Genomic DNA, 18,829 nt, shown 5'->3' on the forward strand with positions numbered 1-18,829 from the left:
CCGAAGGCGCGCGTTCCTTACCATTTTTACGTTCCGCAGATAAGCCAAGAACCACACCTTATCGCCCAGTGTCAGCACTTGCAGTACGCGTATTTGCCATAGACCTGTCACGCGGGTAATCTTCAAATATTAGCTATCGGCGCGAAAGTCCGTCCCGGTCGGCCGCTAGCCGATCAATTGTCCCTGACTACACGGCAGGCATAACATCCGTAGGCAGCAAAGCGTACGAAGACTGCACTCACATCTTCCCGCGCCAGAAAAACCTGCAGCTGTGCTTCGGCATCCGTTGCCGTAACCACAGCGGCATCGACGATGCGTTCGTCCACCGAGTAGGCGCGCAACACAAACTGTTGGCCGAGATAGGGCATCTCTCCCGTGATGGGCAACGCCGTCAACACCGGCGGCGCTTCGGAGTCCGCCAGCATGAACACAGGCCCATATTCGCGATACGGACCGGCGCGGTGGAAGGGGCTGTGGCTGACCAATATCAGGCGTTCACCTGGCATGGCCCGGCGCAGCACGTCGCGGCAGGGCTCTCCTCCTTGTGCGATATGGTATTCCACAGCTTGCTGCTGATCGTCCAAGCCCTGCTTGCGGACGCGCGACGAGAATTCCGCCGATAACGGTTGAACGGTGTAGGCGATGCTGCTCATGTGTTTGTCCTCTGATAATCGATGACCGATTATCAGAGGACCACCCGACGAAGGCTTCCCGTTTTTTGCTTTCTATTTACAGCGAGCGGCCGTCGTAGTGGTGGACCGGGATGGCCTCCAGGTCGATACCATCGATGCAGCGAATATTGATCGCGGCCATGGCGTCGCCGTTCGGCGCTGTGCCTTCGCTGTACGGCGCCGTGCCGCAGACCGGGCAGAAGCGGTGCTTGATCAGGTGCTTGTTGAACAGGTAGGTGCTGGCGTTTTCCTCCGGCGTCAGCAAATGCATGGCGTCGCGCGGAATGAACCACATCAGCGAACCCTTGCGCTGGCACATCGAGCAGTTGCACGACATAGCCGAAGCGATCTCGCCTTCGGCCTCGAACTTCACATTACCGCAGTGGCAGCTTCCCTGGTATTTCATATCACTCTCCTGAAGAAAACGATCGAGACCGGCGATAACGAAACGGCAGTCTTAGCGAAGAAAGCATCCGCTCAACTGCTGTTCGATGTTTAAGTAGATATTTTGTTCTACTTAATTTACACTCGCGTCGACGCTGACAAAAATGTCATAGGCGAAAGAGGATTTCCATGAAAAGAATGATACAAGGCTTCTTGAGTGTTGCGGTTTTCGTTATCGCATCGCTGGGAGGGGCCGCCGCCGCCGGAGCTGCCGAGACGGGGCAGTCGCTAGAGGATCAAGTCAGCCGCTACCTGCAAGGACAAATGCGCGAGCGGCGCATACCGGGCTTGCAGCTTGCCGTGGTTAAAGGCGGCAAGATCGTCATGCTGAAGTCTTTCGGCTTGGCGGAATTGCCTCATTCCATACCGGTGACCTCGCGCAGTGTTTTCTCCATCAACTCCGCGACTAAATCCTTTACCGGTGTCGCGATCATGCAATTGGTGGAGCAAGGGAAGCTGGACCTGGCGGCGCCGGTGTCGCGGTATCTCAGCGACTTGCCGGTGCCTTGGCAGGCGGTGACGATCACCCAATTGCTGAATCATACGTCGGGCCTTCCCGACATCATCAGCCAGCAGACTTCGCGGCTGGCAACTGGCGGCGGTCCGGACGCGGCATGGCGGCAGGTGCAGACCATGCCGATGGATTTCGCGCCTGGAGAACGGTATAGCTACAACCAGACCAATTATCTGCTGCTCGGCAAAATCATCGATCAACTGAGCGGCCAGCCCTTCACGCGGTTCATACAGACCCGGCAATTCGATGCGGTGGGCATGCGGCAAACCGGATTCGGCGACATGTTTGACGTTATTCCGGACAAGGCGCCGTCGTACAGATTCGATGCGGACGGCAAGACGCTGAAGCAGGTGGCCGACGAGTTTCCCGCATTTTTGAGGACCGGGGCCGGGATCAACAGCACGGCGGAAGACCTGGCCCGATGGATTATTGCGCTTCAAAAAGGTACGCTGGTGTCGTCTGCGGGCTTGACGCAGATGTGGCAGCGCGGCCACTTCAACGACGGCAAGGCCGGCCCATGGTCCTTGGGTTGGCCCGCTATCCGCGACAACGCGTATCGCGCGAGAGCCGGCATCGGCGGCATGCGGTCCGCGTTCTATGTTTATCCGGAAAATGATCTGGCGGTCGTCATACTGACCAACCTTGCCGGCGCCGCACCTGAGCAAATGATCGATATCGTCGCCAGCTATTTTTTACCCGGATTGAGAAGTGTCAGTGGCGGCTATGCCGCCTATCGCTTGCGCGAACAGACGCAAAAGAGCGGGTTTGAAAATCTGGACGAAACACTGGCGCAGCTCAAAAAGCAGCTGGGCATCGCCCAGCCGTCGGAAGATGACTTGAACAGTTGGGGTTATGGCTTGCTGAGCGTGGGGAAGAAGGCGCAAGCGATAGCGGTGCTGCGCCTGGCAACACGGCTGTATCCGGACAGTTTCAATGTGTACGATAGTCTGGGCGAGGCATATGAGGCCGCGAGCGAGCATGACTTGGCCGTACAGAACTACAATCGTTCGCTGGCACTCAATGCCCAGAATAGCCATGCTACCGAGCGCTTGCGAGCGCTTAATCCAGAAAAACCGCAATAGGTTTCAGCCATGCAGGGACGGAGGCCCCCGTGCCAGCGCCGGTCAATGCTGGGTCAGCAGTGTGGCCAACTGCTGTTCGACGTCGCGGTAAGGGGCATATCCCGGACTGACCGGGAAGATTCCCTTGTCCGTTTCCAGCAGCAGCGCCGGGAAACTGCGTACACCCAAGGCCCGTGCCCTGGCAAAATCGGCAGCGGTCTCGGCCACTACTTCGGCGGAATTCCATTCGCTATAGAACTGCTCATCCTGCACCGCATGTCCTGCCGTCGTCAGCGCGGCGGCGCCGGCGCTGGCCAGCACACTGCCGTCCGTGGTGTCGCGTCCGTCGACATAAAAAGCCCGCTGCAGCGCGCGGAACACGGCCAGCAAATCCGCCTCGGGCGCGAGCCGGCGCGCCGTGACGACGGCACGGCAGATCGGCTCCGTATCGTAGACGAAGTTCTCCAGCGCGAGGAAGGCTACACGGTTGAACGGCAGGCCGCTGTTCTGTTCCACCCGCTCCCAGTGGCCGAGACGGAACTGCTTGCCCGCGTTGTCGAGCACATCGGTCGCGCCGGCGCGCACGCCGCCGACGATGATTTCCAGCGGCAGTTCCGGATGCGCCGCCATCAGCGCCGTCATTTCCTTGCCAAAGCCGTAGCACCAGGAGCACATGGGGTCGGCAACATAGATCAGTTTCATCGTTCTCATCTTTCATCGTTGAGCTGGCGCCAAATCGCCAGCGATAAAACACTATACTTATGTCGCATAGGTTGATAAATCCACTAAACGGAAAATTAATAGATACACCATGTAATTAATTGATGTGTTATTTTTACAATTTTTCTCGGAGGCGCGATGATGGCTTGGGTCCGTTCGGTGGTGGGATGCGTGCTGGCGGTCTGCAGCGTTGCGGTGCAGGCGGAAGGGCAGACTTTCAAGGTGCAAACCCGTCCGGGCGTTGAAACCAGCGTCTACTGGGAAGCGCAGGAGGGTGCCAAGGCCACCGTGTTCCTGTTCACCGGCGGCAATGGCGGCTACGGCAAAGTGGTCGACGGCAAGCCCACTAGCCGCAACTTCCTCGCGCGCAGCGTGGCGCTGTTCCTGGCGGACGGCTTTAACGTCGCCATCTTCGGCCTGCCCAGTGATACGCCGGCGCTGGATTACAGCGACCGCGTCAACGAAAAACATCTTGCCGATGTGCGCGCCGCGCTGGATTTTGTACGCAGCAAGAGTCCGGCGCCGGTCTGGCTGGTGGGCACCAGCCGCGGCACCATCTCGGCCACCTATGTGGCGATCGGCAGTACGCAGGATGCGGGCATCGCCGGCCTGGTGCTGACTTCCAGCGTGGTCGCGTTCAAGAAGCAGGGCGCGGTGCCGACGCAGAACCTGGCGGCGCTCAAGCTGCCTGTGCTGGTGGTGCACCACGCCAGCGATGCCTGTGTGATTACCCAGCCGCACGAAGTGGACTGGATCATGAAGGGTTTGAAAAACGCGTCCGTCAAGAAACTGGTGATGGTCACCGGTGGCGTCAATCCGAGCGGCGACCCTTGCGAAGCCATGCACTACCACGGCTTCATCGGCCAGGAAAAAGAGGTGGTGGACCTGATGGCGGACTGGATGAAAAATCCGGTGAACTGAGCGCGTCAGGCGACGGTGTCGATCACGGTGCCGATGGTGTCGGTCTCTTTCTGCGGTTCGGCTGCGGCGCTTTCTTTCGCCGGCGCTTTGTTGCTTGCGCTGGTCACGGTGACCTGGCGATCGGCTTCCTTTTGCAGCAGCGCGGTTTGCAGCGCGCTGATCTGGTCTTCGATCGATTGGATCTGCTGCATCAGCGCGATCTTTTGCTGGATCTGGCCGGTGCTCAGGTTGCCGGTCAGCTTGGCCAGCTCCTCGCCCAGCTTGGCCTCCTGTTTCTGCAGCACCGCTATCTGCTTGATGATGGCCGAACGCACCGTGGTGGTTTCGGTTGATGCCGATGGCCGGTAGGCGGGAATGGCCGTGGTGGTGGCGCTCATGATGAAAAGTTCCTGCTGGGAATATACCTGTAATTAACGGCAGATTCCCGGGGAACCTTAGCCTTCGCAGCCCGCGCTGACGACCGGATGTTCGCGTGCTCCCGGCCTCGCCAGTTCGGGCCGGTCGTAGGGAATGTAGCTCATCCAGAACCACGGCAGGCAAGTCTTGCCGAACACATGTTCAACCGCCGGGAAGAACATGCGTTCTGCGTTGGAGCTGTTGCTCAGCATGACGATGCCGCTCTGCGGCCGGACGAAGCCGAGCGCGAAGTTATTGGTGCCGTCGTCGTTGCCTTCCTTGAAGAACGCCGGCCCCAGCGGCGAGTTGTACAGCGGCCAGCCCAATCCTATCGACAGTGCTATGCCGCGGTTGGCCGTAGTCTCGCCCGGCCAGTGCGACGGGAACTGCTGCGGCGAGACGATCGCCAATTGCGGCGACAGCATTTCAGCGCGTGCCTTGGCCGACAAGCCGTCGCCGCGCAGTACGCCGGCCATGAATCTGGCGTAGTCGTTGAGCGTGGTGTCCATCGATCCGGCGGCGCGGGCGCCGCTGCGGCGCTTGTGCGCGATGACCGTGCCGTCGCGGCCGTAGTGCGTGGTCTCGCGGCCGGCGAAGTCGTTGCGCCATATCATGCTGGTGTCGCGCATGCCGAAGCGCTCGAACACGCGCTGCCGCATCAGGGTTTGCAGCGGCGTGCCGGTACGCTCCTCGACTACCAGCTGCAGGATCTGCAAGCCTTCGCCCGAATACACGTAGCGGCTGCCGGGCGGGTATTTGAAATCGAGCTTGCCGTTGTCGTTGATGAAGCGCCAGTTCAGCAGGCCGCTGGTGTGGGACAACAGCATGCGCGGCGTCAGCTGTTGCCAGCGCGGATCGTCCTTCAGGTCGGCAAACGCGGGATAGTCGGGCAGCGGCTTTTTCAGCAGCGCCGGCAGCGCCGCATCGAGCGACAGCACGTTTTCATCGACCAGCTGCATCACCATGTAGGCGAAGGCGGCCTTGGTCAGCGAGGCGCCATACATGATGGTGTCCGTGCGCAGCGGCTTTGCGGCCGCCACGTCGGCGTAACCGTAGGCCTGGCTGTAGACCACCTGGCCGTGGTCGATGACCGCCAGCGCCAGGCCGGGCACTTTGGCCGCCGTCATCAGACGCAGTATTTCGGCATCGACGGTCGGACCGCGTTGAGGAGCGGCGGTGCAGCCCACCAGCAGCGCGGCCAAGGTCACGGAGCGAAAAATAGAGATCATGTAAGATGATTGAACCGAACAGTTAAGGAGCTTGCATGAAACAGATTTTACTCAGTTGTTTGCTGATGGCCGCGTTCGCCGCGCAGGTCGCCCACGCCGATGAAGCGGCGATGTGCAGCGCCGCCGCCGGCGTCTATCGTACCGGCACGGTGGTCAAGGCGCCGAAGTTCTCGCACGGGCAGTTCCGCAAGGGCGTGGAGCTGTCGCACACGCATATTCGCATGAAAGCCGACCAGGATGGCAAGGAATACGACGTCGCCATCGACAACGTCTTTGCCAGCGGCTTCGAGCCGAACCAGAAGACCGTGCCGGGCTCGCTGAGCGGCATCCGCGTCAACGACCGGGTCGAAGCCTGCGGCCAGCTGTACACGCATGGCGGCGTCGGCATCCATTGGGTGCACACCAATTGCGGCAAGAAGCCGAAGCCATCCAAGCCGGACGGCTGGATCAAGGTGATCGCCGCCGACGGTACGCCGGGCCAGAATATCGAAAGCAACACGCAGTACTGCTCACTCTTCAATTGAGCTCTGCAAGGGCTTGCTATACTGTTGCCTGTGGAATATTAAATCTTCAGGGGAAAAGTTTTGCGGGCAATGAACAAACGATGGAAGCGGTGGGGCATAGGCGTGGCGGGCGCCGTGGGCGTGTATGCGCTGGCGGGCGGATGGTTGCTGCCGCAGGTGATCAAGAGCCAGCTTCCAAAGTTTGTCGAGACTGAACTCGAGCGCAAGGCTACCATCGGTGAAGTCAGCTTCAATCCTTTCACCTTGCGCTTCGTCGCCCGCGACTTCCATCTGACCGAGGCCAACGGCGCGCCGCTGTTCGGCGTCGGCGGGCTGGAGGTGGAGATGCAGTGGCGCTCCGTGCTGCGCCGCGCGTGGAGCTTTGCCGACATCCGCGTGGTCGCGCCGACCGTGCAGCTGGCCATCGCCCCGGACGGCAAGTTCAACATCGCCGAGTTCATGGCGACGCTGGAAAAACGCAAGAAAGACGACAACGACTCCGGCATGCCGCGCCTGATCGTCGAGCATTTCGCGCTGGAGCAGGGCAAGGTCGACATGCACGACCGCCACGCCGGCTACAGCGACACCTACGCGCCGATCGCCTTCGCGCTCAACAACCTGAGCACGCTGCCGGACGAAAACGGCGACTACACGCTGAGCGCCGATGCCGGACTGGGCGGCAAGCTGCGCTGGAAAGGCACGGCCGCGCTGAATCCTATCGGCGGCAGCGGTTTGCTGTCGCTGGAGAATGTAGCCTTGCCGGGCGTGTCGACTTATCTGAAATCGTTCATGCGGGTGGTGGTGGCGGATGGCCGCTTGTCGGCCAAGCTGCCGTACAAGTTTTCCTACAAGGACGGCAAGCTGGATGCGGGCCTGGCCGGCGCCGGCCTGGCGCTGAACGACCTGGTGATCAGGCGCGACGGCGCCGCCGAGGCGTTCGTGAAGCTGAAGCTGTTCGATGTCAGCGACGTCGGCGTGGATCTGCTGAAGCGCAGCGTAGTCGTCGGCGGCCTGCATGTGAATGGCGGCGCACTGGCCTTGCGCCGCGATGCCAAGGGCGAACTGGATGTGGAGGGCTTGATGGTGCCGGCGAAGCCAGCGCCAGCACCAGCGGCAGCGCCAACGGCGGCCAAGCCGGCGCCGTCGCCGGGCTGGAAGGTGCAGCTCAAGCAGATCGCGTTTGACGACATCGCGCTGGCCGGTATCGACGAAACCGTCAGCCCGGCGCTGAAATTCAATGCCGACAAGTTGAAGCTGCGCCTGCAGCTGCAAACGGAAATCGCCGCCGACGGTCTCAAGCTGAACATCGCCGATGCGGCGTTCTCGGTCGACAACCTGGCGCTGACCAGCGGCTCTATGACGCCGTTCAAGCTGACGCAGCTGGGCTTTGACGACGGCGCGATCGACCTGGCCGGACATCGCGCCACGTTCGGGCGCTGGTACGCCGACGGCGGCCAGCTCGACCTGTCGCGCGACAAGAAAGGACAGTTCATCTTCCTGAGCCGCTTGCCGGGTTCGGGCGCGGCTTCATCCGCGAAGGCGGCTGCACCGGCGCCGGCGCCCGCCAAGGCCGAAGCGCCGTGGGCGGCCAGCATCAAGAGCGTCGAGCTGACCAAATTCGGCGCTCGCTATGACGATGCCAGCAGCGGCATCAAGGCCAACCTGCAAGACTTCAACCTGACGCTGACCGATGCCGGCACCGACTTGAAAAAGCCGCTGGCGTTCCATGGCAATGTGGGTCTGCGCGAAGGCGGGCAGCTGACCGCCAAAGGCAAGCTCGTGCCAGCCACCGGCGCCGTCGATACCGACCTGAAGCTGAGCAAGCTGGCGATCGCGCCGGTGCAGCCTTTGCTGTCCAAATACCTGAAGCTGAAGATCGCCGACGGCAACATTTCCGGCGAGGGGCGCCTGCATACGGGCGCCGGCGGCAAGGCCGATCCGAAGATGCGCTACGACGGCTCGCTCGAAGTCGCCAGCCTGACGCTGAACGAGGAAGACAACGACCGCTTCGCGCACTGGAAACTGGTGCGTGCCGACAAGCTGGCGTTCAGCCTGGCGCCGGATCTGCTGGATGTCGCCGAGCTGCGCGTGGTGGAACCGGATGCGACGCTGATCATCGAGAACGACCGCAGCTTCAACGCCTCGCGCCTGCTGGTGAAGCAGGAGGGCGCGGCGCCGGCGCCGGAGACCACGCCGGCCGCCGCGGCAAGCAGCGAACCGTTCCCGGTGCGCGTGCGCCGCCTGCGCTTCCAGAACGCCAAGCTGGACTTCACCGATCTCAGCTTGCGTCCCCAGTTCAGCGCCAAGATTTATGAGCTGGGCGGCGTGATCACCGGCCTGTCATCCAAGCGCGATGCGCGCAGCCAGATCGAACTGGACGGACGGGTCGACGAGTTCGGCCTGGCCCGGATACGCGGCCAGTTGAACCCGTTCGTCCCTGCCGACAACACCGACGTCAACGTCGTCTTCAAGAACGTCGACATGGTGTCGGCCTCGCCCTACAGCATGAAGTTCGCCGGCTACAAGATCGCGCAGGGCAAGATCTCGCTGGACCTGCAATACAAGGTGCGCAACAGTCAGCTGGAAGGCAACAACCAGATCGTGCTCGACAACCTGACCTTGGGCGAGCGCATCGACAGCCCGGACGCGCTCAAGCTTCCGCTGGAATTGGCGCTGGCGATCCTGAAGGACAGCAACGGCCGCATCGACCTTGGTGTGCCCGTGTCGGGCAATATGAACGATCCACAATTCAGCTACGGCTCCGTGGTGTGGAAGGCGATCGGCAACATCATGAGCAAGATCGTCACCTCGCCCTTCCGCGCGCTGGGCAATCTGTTCGGCGTCAGCGGCGACAAGCTGGAATCGATCGACTTCGACGCAGGCAGCGACACCGTGCTGCCGCCGGAGCGTGAAAAGCTCAAGCAAGTGGCGCAGATCCTGGCGAAGAAAAGCCAGCTGAAACTGTCGGTGCCCTGCCAGTACAGCGAGGCCGCCGATGGCGCCGCCTTGCGCGAGCAGGCCGTGCGCCGCGCCATCGTCACGCGTGCCGAGATCAAGCTGGCGCCGGGCGAGCAGCCAGGTCCGCTGGACATCGGCCAGCGCAAGGTGCGCGGCGCCTTGCGCGACCTGTACGCCGAGCGCTTCGGCGCCGCCGAGTTGGACAAGCAGAAGAAGGTAGCTGAAAGCGCCGGCGCCGGCGCCGCCGATGCGGGCGCGCAGCAGAAGCTGCCGGTGCTGCAGCGCCTGGGCAAGATGGTGCAGGGCGAACCGCAGGTGGCGGACGCCAGCGCCTTCTACGGCAAGCTGCAGGAACGCCTGGAGCAAAACCAGCCGCTGCCGGCGGACGCCTTGCCTCAGCTGGGCTCCCGGCGCGCCGCCGCGATCCTGGCCGCGTTGAAGGAGGAGGGTGTCGACTCCGCCGCCGCCCACGCCACCGCACCGGAAAAGACCGACGCAGGCGCCGGCAAGCCGGTCGCGCTCAAGCTGGGACTGTCGGCAAAATAAGATGATCGAAGAGAAAAAACATGCCGGCGGCAGCGCGCTGCTGGCCGGGTTTGCGCTGCTGGCCAGCCAGCTGTCGCTGAACCTCGGCGCGGCGATTGCCAAGCACCTGTTCCCGCTGATCGGCGTCGAAGGCGTGGTGGCGTATCGCGTCGGCATCGCGGCGGTGCTGATGCTGCTGATCTTCCGTCCGTGGCGCACGCCGCTGACGTGGCGGCAGGGCGTCAACGTGGCGATCTACGGCAGCGTCATCGGCCTGATGAACCTGCTGATCTACCGCTCCTTCAGCTTGATACCGCTGGGTGTCGCGGTGGCGATCGAGGTGGCTGGACCGCTGACTGTGGCGGTGCTGTCGTCGCGCCGCCCGCGCGATTTCGCGGCGGTGTGCCTGGCGGTCGTTGGCCTGTATTTCCTGCTGCCGATCCACGGCCATGTCGACCAGCTCAATCCGGTGGGCGTGGCGTACGCGGCCGGCGCAGCGGTGTGCTGGGCCTTGTACATCGTCTACGGCAAGCGGGTATCGGCTATGCATGGCGGGCAGTCGGTCGCGTGGGCGATGCTGGCGGCGTCGCTGTTCATCGTGCCGGTCGGCGCCTGGTATGCGGGTTCGTTATTGTTGACGCCGATGTACATGCTGATCGGACTGGCGATCGCGGTGATGTCGAGCGCCTTGCCGTACACGCTGGAGATGCTGTCGATGCGCACGCTGTCGTCGCGCACCTTCAGCATGTTCAGCAGCGGTGCGCCGGCGCTGAGCGCACTGGCCGGCATGGCGGTGCTGGGCGAACACCTGACGCCGACGCAATGGCTGGCCATCGCCAGCATCGTGGTGGCCTCCGCGCTGACCTCGTTGCGCTGAATCCGGCTCCCATCGTCATCCAGCTTCCCCCATCCAGATAGCCCCATGTTGCATTTGTGATCAGTTCATGGCAGCATGCTTGCCTACTGGAGGAGAACCCATGCAAGTAGCACGCGCCCAACAACCGATCGCAGCCGCCGCCGTCACGCTGGTGGTGTGGGTGATCTGCGTCGCGGCCTTCCTGCCGCCGCTGAATACATACATCAAGGACTCGGTGCCGCTGGTGATCATCGCCGGCCTCGGCATCGCGGTCAGCCTGGTGCTGCACCTGATCTTCATCGGCATGGCCGCCAAGCGCCTCGGCCGTTCGGCAGTCTTGTGGGTGATCGTGGCGCTGTGCTTCCTGCCGATCGCCTCCATCGTCGGCCTGATCCTGTTCGAGTGGTTCAGCGAACAGGAAAAGGAAGCCAGCGTATAAAAAAGGGTATTGCAAAAAGCTGAACTCTTCGGCTAGTATGGATCCCGATGCAACATTGCATCGACGTCGCTCGGACGGTTCCGGGCGCTTACGTGAGACATCCATGACTGACACCCAAACTCCGCGCAGCTTTTCGCGCATCGATCGCCTGCCTCCCTACGTTTTCAATGTCACCGCCGAGCTCAAGCTGGCGGCGCGCCGTCGCGGCGAAGACATCATCGATATGTCGATGGGCAATCCCGATGGCGCCACGCCGTCGCACATCGTCGACAAGCTGGTCGATACCGTCAAGCGTCCTGATACGCACGGCTACTCGGCCTCCAAGGGCATTCCCCGCTTGCGCCGCGCGATCACCAAGTGGTACAAGAACCGCTACGAAGTCGAGTTCGATCCGGACTCGGAGGCCATCGTCACCATCGGCTCCAAGGAAGGCCTGGCGCACCTGATGCTGGCCACGCTGGACCAGGGCGATACCGTGCTGGTGCCGAACCCCAGCTATCCGATCCACATCTGGGGCGCGGTGATCGCCGGCGCCAATATCCGCTCGGTGCGCATGACGCCCGGCGTGGATTTCTTCGACGAGCTGGAGCGTGCGGTGCGCGAGAGCTATCCGAAGCCGAAGATGATGATCCTGGGCTTCCCGTCGAACCCGACCGCGCAATGCGTGGAACTGGAATTCTTCGAACGCGTGGTGGCGCTGGCGCGCCAGCACAACATCCTGGTGGTGCATGACCTGGCCTACGCCGACATCACCTTCGACGGCTGGAAAGCGCCGTCGATCATGCAGGTGGAAGGCGCGCGCGATGTCGCGGTGGAATTCTTCACCATGTCGAAGAGCTACAACATGGCCGGCTGGCGCATCGGCTTCATGGTCGGCAACAAGGAGCTGGTGGCGGCGCTGGCGCGCATCAAGAGCTATCACGACTACGGCAGCTTCACGCCGGTGCAGGTGGCGGCGATCGCCGCGCTGGAAGGCGACCAGAGCTGCGTCAGCGAGATCGTGCAGGTCTACCAGAGCCGCCGCGACGTGCTGCACAAGGGCTTGTGCGAAGCAGGCTGGCCGGTCGACAAGCCGAAGGCGTCGATGTACATCTGGGCGCGCATACCGGAGGCGTATCGCCATCTGGGCTCGCTTGAATTTTCCAAGCTGCTGCTGGCCGAGGCCAAGGTGTGCGTGTCGCCCGGCATCGGCTTTGGCGAGTACGGCGATGAGTACGTGCGCTTCGCGCTGATCGAAAACGAAGCCCGCATCCGCCAGGGACTTCGCGGCATCAAGGCGATGCTGCGCAAAGCCGGATAAATCTGCCGCGACTTTACGCCGCATCAAGTGGCATGCTTGATGCGGCGGCTACTGTGTTCCTGAATTCTCTCGGGAGTGCACATCATGTCTTCTCCGCCCGCCAGCGACAGCACGCGCCGTTTGCTCGAGGCCGTCCGCAAACTCGAAACCACCTTGCGCACCGCGGGCCTGCCGCGCTTCCTGGCGCGCCTGCCGGTGTGCTGGCTGTGCTGGCACTACTGCCGCATGCTGGACCAGAAAATCGTCCGCATCAAACGCATCGCCGGCAAGTTCGAGCAATGGTTGCCGGCGATACGCAATCTTTCGGACCATGGCGAGTTCATCGACATCGATCTCAGCATGCGCGACGATATCGAAGTCACCAAGAAAACGATGTGGGAGTTGCGCAGCTACTGCATCGATATCGGCCGCATGTTCGAGCAGCTCGGTTACCAGTCCGCCGCGTTGAAGCGGCGCCAGGCTGACTTCCTGCGGATACTGGAAACTTCCTGCGCCTCGGCCAGCGGCATGCAGCAGGCGTTGAGCGCGCATGACGACGCCGTGCTGGCCTTCCTGCGGACGGAGCAGCTGCGCGAGCGTGCGGCGGCCGCCACGCGGCACGGCGCGTAGCAGCGATCAGCGTAGACGTCGAAGCCGGTCGAGTTCAGCTCTTGTCTGGCTCGCCATCGCAAGCGGCACGCCCCAATAGTCGAAGATGCCTCCACGCTGCGCGTTCTGGCCGCACACCACTAGCACGCCCGTCCCCAGCACGGTCTTCAGGTGCGACGCCAACCACCCGACGAAGCCGGAATTGTCCAGGCCGGGCGTAAAGTGGAAAGAAAACACCATGAATTGTTCTTGATCCGGGGAGGTGGCGGGAACCAGCGCGCTCCACACCTGCTCGTCGCGCACGAAAGCCAGCGCGGTGCCGAGTAACTCGACCGGGAAATCGGCCACGCTGGTTTCCATAAAGGCATAGGGTGCCGGAAGAAAGCTGAGCTCCGCAGCGCTGATCACGCCTTGAAGGCGTTCGCTGGTTTGTTGAGCGGTCTCATGGCTGATGTACATGGCTTAAAAACCCTCCAGCACGATCTTGCCTTTGGCGCGGTTGCTTTCGATCAGCGCGTGCGCGCGCTTCAGGTTGGCGGCGTTGATCTTGCCGAAGCGCTCGGCCAGCGTGGTCTTGATGACGCCGGTGTCCACCAGTTGCGCCATGTCGTTCAGCAGGTGATGCTGCTTCTGGATGTCCGCCGTGTCGAACATCGAGCGCGTGAACATGAACTCCCAATGCAGCGAAACGCTTTTGCGCTTCAACAGGCGCACGTCGATGGCGGCCGGATCGTCGATCAGCGCGACCTTGCCTTGCGGCGCGACCAGCTCGGCTATCGCGTTCCAGTGGTGGTCGGTCTGGTTCAGGCTGGCGACATAGCTGACGGGCGGCAGGCCGAGGCGGGCGATCTCTTCGTTCAGCGGTTTGCCGTGGTCGATCACGTGATGCGCGCCCAGTTCCTTGACCCACTCGACGGTCTCGGGACGCGATGCGGTGGCGATGACGGTCAGCCCGGTCAGCTGGCGCGCCAGCTGCACGAGGATGGAGCCGACCCCGCCCGCCGCGCCGATCACCAGCAGTGACTTGCCCTGCACGCCCTTGTCGCGGCCCACTTCCAGGCGCTCGAACAGCAGCTCCCATGCGGTGATGGCGGTCAGCGGCATGGCGGCGGCCTTGGCGAAGTCCAGCTTCTTCGGCTTGTGGCCGACGATGCGTTCGTCCACCAGGTGCAATTCGCTGTTGGTGCCGGGCCGCATCAGCGCGCCGGCGTACCAGACTTCATCGCCCGGCTTGAACAGCGTGACGTCGGGACCGACGGCCTTGACCACGCCGGCGGCATCCCAACCGATGACCTTGGCGTCGCCGTCGGCCGGCGCCATGTTGGCGCGGATCTTGACGTCGACCGGATTGACCGAGATCGCCCTGACTTCCACCAGCAGGTCGCGGCCCGTGGCTTGCGGGTCGGGCAGTTCGATGTCGATCAGCGCGTCGTCGTCGGTGATGGGGAGGGACTTGCGGTAGGCAACGGCTTTCATGGAAGGCTCCGGTAATGTTGGTATGGGAGTATCATCATTTAATTCGCGGGGAAGAAAAAGAGGCCTCGCACCGAAACACTTTCAAAGGAATGCCGAAAATTGCTGAGGCTAGATGACTTGAACGTCTTTGTGCGTACCGCCGACCGGGGCAGCTTGTCAGCCGCCGCGCGCGAGCTGGAGATATCGCCGGCACTGGCCAGCGCCGCCGTCAAGCGGTTGGAGGGCGAGCTGGGGTTGCGCTTGTTCGCCCGCACCACGCGCTCCTTGCGGCTGACGGAGGAGGGCGAGCACTACCTGCGCCACGCGCGCGAGGCCCTGCGCTTGCTGAAGGAGGGCCACGACGCGCTGATCCAGGGCCAGCAGACGCTGGGCGGGATGTTGAAGATATCGCTGCCGTCCGACCTGGGCCGCAATATGATGGTGGCCTGGCTCGACCAGTTCCAGGCGCAGTATCCGCAAGTCAGTTTCCAGCTCAGCATCAGCGACCGCGTGTCCGACCTGTACCGGCAGCCGGTCGATATCGCCATCCGCTACGGCAGGCAGGAGGATTCCAGCCTGATCGCCTTGCCGCTGGCGCCGGACAACCGCCGCGTGCTGGTGGCGTCGCCGGAGTACATCAAGCGGCACGACAAAGTGAGCGAGTTGAAAGACCTGCTGCGCCACAACTGCCTGCGCTTCATGCTGGACGAGGTGATCCATGACCGCTGGAGCTTTTATCGCGATGCCGCGGCCGAGCCGACAACGATCCACGTCAACGGCAACCGCAGCGCCGACGATGCCGACGTGGTGCGGCGCTGGGCGGTGGCGGGACTGGGCATCGCCTACAAGTCGCGGCTGGACCTGGCCGACGACATCCGCAGCGGACGGCTGCACATCCTGCTGCCGGACATACTGGGCGAACCGGTGCCGCTGAACATGCTGTGCATGCACCGCGCGCACATCACGCCGACGGTGCTGCAATTGCGCGACTTCCTGCGGGCGCAGTGTGAGAAGGCTCGAGAAGGCTTAGAAAATAATTAAAAAGCAAGCAATCCGCTTGCGGCAGCGCGAAATGCGCTTACCATAGCCCCAATATTTACCAGGAGATACTCCGATGACCGAAACCCAGCGTGACCTACTCAGTGCGGCATTCTCCCTGACCTTGATAGCGCTGGCGGCCTTCGTCATGCACCGTTTCTTCCTGCCGCTGATCTGGGCCGGCATCCTGTGCGTGGCGACGTGGCCGCTGTACCAGCGCATGCGCGCCCGTTTCGGCCGCCACGATGTGCTGGCCGCCGCCGTGCTGACCTTGATCTGCGCCGCCGTCTTTATCGTGCCGGTGCTGCTGGGTGTCACGCAGGCGGCGCGGCAGGCGCCGGAGCTGGCCAACTATCTGGTCACCGCCAATACCGACGGCATACCGGTGCCGGCTTTCGTGGCGCACTTGCCGCTGGTCGGCGATTGGATCAGCGACTGGTGGCAAGCCACGCTGAGCCAACCGCACGGCCTGGCGCATTTGCTGTCCGACCGCGAAATCAACGGCCTGCATTCGGCGCGCGACATGATCAAGGTGGCCGGCGTCGGCTTCATGCACCGGCTGGTCGACTTCGGCCTGGCCTTCCTGTGCCTGTTCTTCTTCTACAAGGATGGCGAAGCGCTGAACCGCCAGATCACCGCCATCGGCAGCCATTGTTTCAGCGAGCAGCGCTGGGCGCGCTACGCCGAAAAAATCCCGACCGCGATCCGCGCCACCGTCAACGGGCTGGTGCTGGTGGGCTTGGCGGAAGGTGTGTTGATCGGCATCGGCTATGCGATTGCAGGTCTCCCGTCCCCCGCTCTGTGGGCGGCGGTGACGGGTATCCTGGCTATCATTCCATTTGGCGCGCCGCTGGCGTTCGTCAGCGCGGCCGCGATGCTGGCCTTCAACGGCGCGGTACCGGCCGCGATCGCGGTGGCGGTATGGGGCACCATCGTGCTGTTTGTGGCAGATCACTTTGTACGGCCAGGGATGATCGGCAACGCCACGCGGCTGCCGTTCCTGGCCGTACTGTTCGGTATCCTCGGCGGGGTGGAAACCCTGGGCCTGGTTGGACTGTTTATTGGTCCGGTCGTGATGGTTCTGTTTGTGACGCTTTGGTACGAGGCGAATCTGTTTGATGACGGCTCGCCAGTTGCCAAACCCAGGTGAGGAGCGCAAGCGAGGTCGCAGCGTCTGCCGGCCTGTCTTGCGACTGGATCGGGCAACTGGCACCGGCAACCATTAGTGCGCCTTCGACAGGATCAGCAGCCAGCGGCGGCACAGCAGTACCTCCAGATGGCCGGCCTGCACGCCGGTGTCGCACTCGATAATCGGGTTCACAGCGTAGTAACGCTTGCGGAAGTCGCGGCACACCAGCATTTCGCGTTTGCCCATGCGCACCAGGAACGAGGTAGGCATATATTCCATGCCGAAGCGGGAAGCGAAGCTGCTATTTACTGTTGTCATGACATTTCCTTTTGGGAGAAGCGTTTAACGAGGAGTTCAGAATAGCATAACTACTGTATGAATAAACAGGTACTGTGTAAATAAACAGTAAATTCGTTGTTTCGTGGTTTTTCCACCAACTTCATCGGCAAAGCCGGCTGGAGCACCAAATTTTCAGCAAACTCATCCGTTTCATCGAAGCAAGACTGTCACCCGGCGGCGAATTCGGCCTGCACCTGACGGCGGGGCTGGCGCTGCTGGTGGCGGCCGCCTCGGTGTTCGGCGACCTGGCCGAGGATGTGATGGGGCAGGAATCGATCGTCGTGCTGGACCAGCGGATTTCCCACTGGTTCAACCTGCACGGGGCGGAGCCGGCCACCAGCCTGATGCTGGGCGTGTCGGCGCTGCACAGCGTGGCGGGCATGGTGCTGCTGGTGGCGATGGCGGGCTGGTATTTCTGGCGCGCGCAGGCTCGCTACTGGCTGCTGGCGCTGTTGGTGTCGGTGCCGAGCGGGATGCTGCTGAACGTGCTGTTCAAGTATGTGTTCCAGCGCAGCCGTCCGGTGTTCGACACCCCGCTGGTGAGCCTGATGACCTACAGCTTCCCCAGCGGCCACACGGCGGCGGCGACCCTGTTCTATGGCTTGCTGGCCAGCTACGCCATGATGGGGCGGTCGGGCTGGAGTGTGCGTTTGGGCACGGCGGCCGGCTGCGTAACAATGGTATTGTTGGTGGCATTGAGCCGCGTCTACCTGGGCGCCCATTTTCTCAGCGACGTGCTGGCGGCGATGGCCGAGAGCGTGGCATGGCTGGCGGTCTGCATCACCGCCATCTCCACGCTGCGACGGCGGCGGGAAGCTAAAACGTTATAAACCGTTTCGAGGAGAATGCGCTGGACAGCATAGTGGTGATCGTTAATGCCAGCGCGGGGCTGGGCTATTGCGGCGGCTGGACCGCCGCGCTGGAGGAAAAATTCCGCAGTCACGGCGTCGCGCCGGACATCACGCTGGCCAGGAGCGGCGACGAGATGATCGCACGCGCCGAAAAAGCCGTGGCCGACGGCGCGCCGCTGGTGGTGGCCGGCGGCGGCGACGGCACGATCAACGCGGTGGCGTCGGTGCTGGTCGGCAGCCGCACCCGGCTGGGCGTGCTGCCGCTGGGCACGCTGAACCACTTCGCCAAGGACCTGAAGATTCCGCTGGACCTGGATGGGGCGGTGGCCAATGCGGTGCTGGGGAGGGCGTGCCAGATCGATGTCGGCGAAGTCAACGGCCGCATCTTCCTCAACAATTCCAGCCTCGGCATGTATCCCGACATCGTGCGCGACCGCGAACAGCAGCAGAAGAAGCTGGGACGCGGCAAGTGGCTGGCGTTCGGCCATGCGCTGTTTGCGGCGCTGCGGCGTTTTCCGTTCATGAATATGCGGCTGAAAATCAACGGCGAAGCGCATCTGCGCCGCACGCCGTTCGTCTTCATCGGCAACAACGAATACCTGCAGGGCTTGACCATGGGCGCGCGCGAGCGGCTCGACAGCGGCAAGCTGTGCCTGTATGTCGCGCAGAACCCGACCCGGCTGGGGTTGCTGCGCTATGCGCTGCATGCGCTGTTCGGCAAGCTGGCGGAGGCGCGCGACTTCGATGTGCTGTCGGCGGCGGAGCTGGTGATTGAAACCCGGCACCACCGGCTGCGCGTGGCCACCGACGGCGAGGTCACGCATATGCAGCCGCCGCTGTGCTATCGTTCACGGGCGTCGGCCCTGAGCGTGATCGTTCCGGCCGCCTGAGG

Annotated in this window: 20 protein-coding genes; 12 read left to right on the forward strand and 8 right to left on the reverse strand. The window is 62.8% G+C overall.

The annotated features are described in order from the left end of the window. Nucleotides 1-173: 173 nt before the first annotated feature. Both ACCD07_RS30070 and ACCD07_RS30075 read right to left on the reverse strand, forming a co-directional pair. Nucleotides 174-653, reverse strand: coding sequence for a DUF1203 domain-containing protein (locus ACCD07_RS30070; RefSeq protein WP_353404710.1), 480 nt, complete (start codon nucleotides 651-653; stop codon nucleotides 174-176). A 76-nt stretch (nucleotides 654-729) separates the two neighbouring features. Next, complete coding sequence (locus ACCD07_RS30075) at nucleotides 730-1,077, reverse strand: GFA family protein (protein ID WP_353404712.1); 348 nt, start codon at nucleotides 1,075-1,077, stop codon at nucleotides 730-732. A gap of 167 nt (nucleotides 1,078-1,244) precedes the next feature. Between ACCD07_RS30075 and ACCD07_RS30080 the strand changes: the two genes are divergently transcribed. Beyond that, on the forward strand, nucleotides 1,245-2,711 hold the full coding sequence (locus tag ACCD07_RS30080) for a serine hydrolase domain-containing protein (RefSeq protein ID WP_176653603.1): 1,467 nt from the start codon (nucleotides 1,245-1,247) through the stop codon (nucleotides 2,709-2,711). Nucleotides 2,712-2,753: 42 nt separating this feature from the next. On the opposite strand, the gene ACCD07_RS30085 is transcribed toward ACCD07_RS30080, so the two are convergent. Continuing rightward, a complete protein-coding gene (locus ACCD07_RS30085; RefSeq protein ID WP_413449449.1) occupies nucleotides 2,754-3,392 on the reverse strand; it encodes a DsbA family protein in 639 nt (212 codons plus the stop codon). Nucleotides 3,393-3,548: 156 nt separating this feature from the next. Between ACCD07_RS30085 and ACCD07_RS30090 the strand changes: the two genes are divergently transcribed. After that, entirely contained in the window at nucleotides 3,549-4,331 is a 783-nt protein-coding gene (locus ACCD07_RS30090) for an alpha/beta hydrolase (protein ID WP_413449450.1), read from the forward strand. 5 nt (nucleotides 4,332-4,336) lie between these two features. Here the strand turns inward: ACCD07_RS30090 and ACCD07_RS30095 are convergent, their stop codons facing one another. Together ACCD07_RS30095 and ACCD07_RS30100 are read right to left on the reverse strand one after the other, a co-directional pair. Next, nucleotides 4,337-4,708, reverse strand: coding sequence for a hypothetical protein (locus ACCD07_RS30095; protein WP_353404716.1), 372 nt, complete (start codon nucleotides 4,706-4,708; stop codon nucleotides 4,337-4,339). 57 nt (nucleotides 4,709-4,765) lie between these two features. Further along, nucleotides 4,766-5,956 (reverse strand): serine hydrolase domain-containing protein, encoded by a 1,191-nt coding sequence (locus ACCD07_RS30100; RefSeq protein ID WP_413449451.1) that lies wholly within the window; start codon nucleotides 5,954-5,956, stop codon nucleotides 4,766-4,768. A 35-nt stretch (nucleotides 5,957-5,991) separates the two neighbouring features. On the opposite strand from ACCD07_RS30100, the gene ACCD07_RS30105 reads away from it, so the two are divergent. The 6 genes from ACCD07_RS30105 (at nucleotide 5,992) to ACCD07_RS30130 (ending at nucleotide 13,146) form a co-directional block, all read left to right on the forward strand. Then, nucleotides 5,992-6,480: a hypothetical protein gene (locus tag ACCD07_RS30105; RefSeq protein ID WP_413449452.1), complete on the forward strand. Its 489-nt coding sequence runs from the start codon at nucleotides 5,992-5,994 to the stop codon at nucleotides 6,478-6,480. A 69-nt stretch (nucleotides 6,481-6,549) separates the two neighbouring features. Then, nucleotides 6,550-9,963: a DUF748 domain-containing protein gene (locus tag ACCD07_RS30110; protein ID WP_413449453.1), complete on the forward strand. Its 3,414-nt coding sequence runs from the start codon at nucleotides 6,550-6,552 to the stop codon at nucleotides 9,961-9,963. A 1-nt stretch (nucleotide 9,964) separates the two neighbouring features. Continuing rightward, entirely contained in the window at nucleotides 9,965-10,819 is an 855-nt protein-coding gene (locus ACCD07_RS30115; protein ID WP_353404719.1) for an EamA family transporter, read from the forward strand. Between the two features lie 100 nt (nucleotides 10,820-10,919). After that, a complete protein-coding gene (locus ACCD07_RS30120; protein ID WP_176653610.1) occupies nucleotides 10,920-11,237 on the forward strand; it encodes a hypothetical protein in 318 nt (105 codons plus the stop codon). 103 nt (nucleotides 11,238-11,340) lie between these two features. Further along, nucleotides 11,341-12,537 (forward strand): alanine transaminase, encoded by a 1,197-nt coding sequence (gene alaC / locus ACCD07_RS30125; RefSeq protein ID WP_413449454.1) that lies wholly within the window; start codon nucleotides 11,341-11,343, stop codon nucleotides 12,535-12,537. 84 nt (nucleotides 12,538-12,621) lie between these two features. Further along, entirely contained in the window at nucleotides 12,622-13,146 is a 525-nt protein-coding gene (locus tag ACCD07_RS30130) for a hypothetical protein (RefSeq protein WP_176653612.1), read from the forward strand. 6 nt (nucleotides 13,147-13,152) lie between these two features. On the opposite strand, the gene ACCD07_RS30135 is transcribed toward ACCD07_RS30130, so the two are convergent. Both ACCD07_RS30135 and ACCD07_RS30140 read right to left on the reverse strand, forming a co-directional pair. Beyond that, the gene (locus ACCD07_RS30135) at nucleotides 13,153-13,584 is read right to left on the reverse strand and encodes a DUF6196 family protein (protein ID WP_176653613.1); all 432 of its coding nucleotides are present in this window, start codon (nucleotides 13,582-13,584) and stop codon (nucleotides 13,153-13,155) included. Nucleotides 13,585-13,587: 3 nt separating this feature from the next. After that, on the reverse strand, nucleotides 13,588-14,601 hold the full coding sequence (locus ACCD07_RS30140; protein ID WP_413449455.1) for a zinc-binding alcohol dehydrogenase family protein: 1,014 nt from the start codon (nucleotides 14,599-14,601) through the stop codon (nucleotides 13,588-13,590). A gap of 99 nt (nucleotides 14,602-14,700) precedes the next feature. On the opposite strand from ACCD07_RS30140, the gene ACCD07_RS30145 reads away from it, so the two are divergent. Both ACCD07_RS30145 and ACCD07_RS30150 read left to right on the forward strand, forming a co-directional pair. After that, nucleotides 14,701-15,621: a LysR family transcriptional regulator gene (locus ACCD07_RS30145; protein ID WP_413449456.1), complete on the forward strand. Its 921-nt coding sequence runs from the start codon at nucleotides 14,701-14,703 to the stop codon at nucleotides 15,619-15,621. A gap of 73 nt (nucleotides 15,622-15,694) precedes the next feature. Further along, a complete protein-coding gene (locus ACCD07_RS30150; protein ID WP_413449457.1) occupies nucleotides 15,695-16,768 on the forward strand; it encodes an AI-2E family transporter in 1,074 nt (357 codons plus the stop codon). A 72-nt stretch (nucleotides 16,769-16,840) separates the two neighbouring features. Here ACCD07_RS30150 and ACCD07_RS30155 read toward each other — a convergent pair whose 3' ends face one another. Next, entirely contained in the window at nucleotides 16,841-17,065 is a 225-nt protein-coding gene (locus ACCD07_RS30155; RefSeq protein WP_176653617.1) for a hypothetical protein, read from the reverse strand. A gap of 239 nt (nucleotides 17,066-17,304) precedes the next feature. Between ACCD07_RS30155 and ACCD07_RS30160 the strand changes: the two genes are divergently transcribed. Both ACCD07_RS30160 and ACCD07_RS30165 read left to right on the forward strand, forming a co-directional pair. Further along, nucleotides 17,305-17,916, forward strand: coding sequence for a phosphatase PAP2 family protein (locus ACCD07_RS30160; RefSeq protein WP_413449458.1), 612 nt, complete (start codon nucleotides 17,305-17,307; stop codon nucleotides 17,914-17,916). Between the two features lie 32 nt (nucleotides 17,917-17,948). Then, nucleotides 17,949-18,827: a diacylglycerol/lipid kinase family protein gene (locus ACCD07_RS30165; RefSeq protein ID WP_413449459.1), complete on the forward strand. Its 879-nt coding sequence runs from the start codon at nucleotides 17,949-17,951 to the stop codon at nucleotides 18,825-18,827. Nucleotides 18,828-18,829 lie beyond the last annotated feature (2 nt).

The sequence above is a fragment of the Duganella sp. Dugasp56 genome (assembly GCF_047304105.1).
GTDB classification, from domain to species: Bacteria; Pseudomonadota; Gammaproteobacteria; order Burkholderiales; family Burkholderiaceae_D; genus Rugamonas; species Rugamonas hordei.

What these genes read in the sequence shown, in the direction of transcription:
- ACCD07_RS30070 (WP_353404710.1), bottom strand. Translation starts at nt 653, where the DNA reads ATGAGCAGCATCGCCTACACCGTTCAACCGTTATCGGCGGAATTCTCG.
- ACCD07_RS30075 (WP_353404712.1), bottom strand. Translation starts at nt 1,077, where the DNA reads ATGAAATACCAGGGAAGCTGCCACTGCGGTAATGTGAAGTTCGAGGCC.
- ACCD07_RS30080 (WP_176653603.1), top strand. Translation starts at nt 1,245, where the DNA reads ATGAAAAGAATGATACAAGGCTTCTTGAGTGTTGCGGTTTTCGTTATC.
- ACCD07_RS30085 (WP_413449449.1), bottom strand. Translation starts at nt 3,392, where the DNA reads ATGAAACTGATCTATGTTGCCGACCCCATGTGCTCCTGGTGCTACGGC.
- ACCD07_RS30090 (WP_413449450.1), top strand. Translation starts at nt 3,549, where the DNA reads ATGATGGCTTGGGTCCGTTCGGTGGTGGGATGCGTGCTGGCGGTCTGC.
- ACCD07_RS30095 (WP_353404716.1), bottom strand. Translation starts at nt 4,708, where the DNA reads ATGAGCGCCACCACCACGGCCATTCCCGCCTACCGGCCATCGGCATCA.
- ACCD07_RS30100 (WP_413449451.1), bottom strand. Translation starts at nt 5,956, where the DNA reads ATGATCTCTATTTTTCGCTCCGTGACCTTGGCCGCGCTGCTGGTGGGC.
- ACCD07_RS30105 (WP_413449452.1), top strand. Translation starts at nt 5,992, where the DNA reads ATGAAACAGATTTTACTCAGTTGTTTGCTGATGGCCGCGTTCGCCGCG.
- ACCD07_RS30110 (WP_413449453.1), top strand. Translation starts at nt 6,550, where the DNA reads ATGAACAAACGATGGAAGCGGTGGGGCATAGGCGTGGCGGGCGCCGTG.
- ACCD07_RS30115 (WP_353404719.1), top strand. Translation starts at nt 9,965, where the DNA reads ATGATCGAAGAGAAAAAACATGCCGGCGGCAGCGCGCTGCTGGCCGGG.
- ACCD07_RS30120 (WP_176653610.1), top strand. Translation starts at nt 10,920, where the DNA reads ATGCAAGTAGCACGCGCCCAACAACCGATCGCAGCCGCCGCCGTCACG.
- alaC (WP_413449454.1), top strand. Translation starts at nt 11,341, where the DNA reads ATGACTGACACCCAAACTCCGCGCAGCTTTTCGCGCATCGATCGCCTG.
- ACCD07_RS30130 (WP_176653612.1), top strand. Translation starts at nt 12,622, where the DNA reads ATGTCTTCTCCGCCCGCCAGCGACAGCACGCGCCGTTTGCTCGAGGCC.
- ACCD07_RS30135 (WP_176653613.1), bottom strand. Translation starts at nt 13,584, where the DNA reads ATGTACATCAGCCATGAGACCGCTCAACAAACCAGCGAACGCCTTCAA.
- ACCD07_RS30140 (WP_413449455.1), bottom strand. Translation starts at nt 14,601, where the DNA reads ATGAAAGCCGTTGCCTACCGCAAGTCCCTCCCCATCACCGACGACGAC.
- ACCD07_RS30150 (WP_413449457.1), top strand. Translation starts at nt 15,695, where the DNA reads ATGACCGAAACCCAGCGTGACCTACTCAGTGCGGCATTCTCCCTGACC.
- ACCD07_RS30155 (WP_176653617.1), bottom strand. Translation starts at nt 17,065, where the DNA reads ATGACAACAGTAAATAGCAGCTTCGCTTCCCGCTTCGGCATGGAATAT.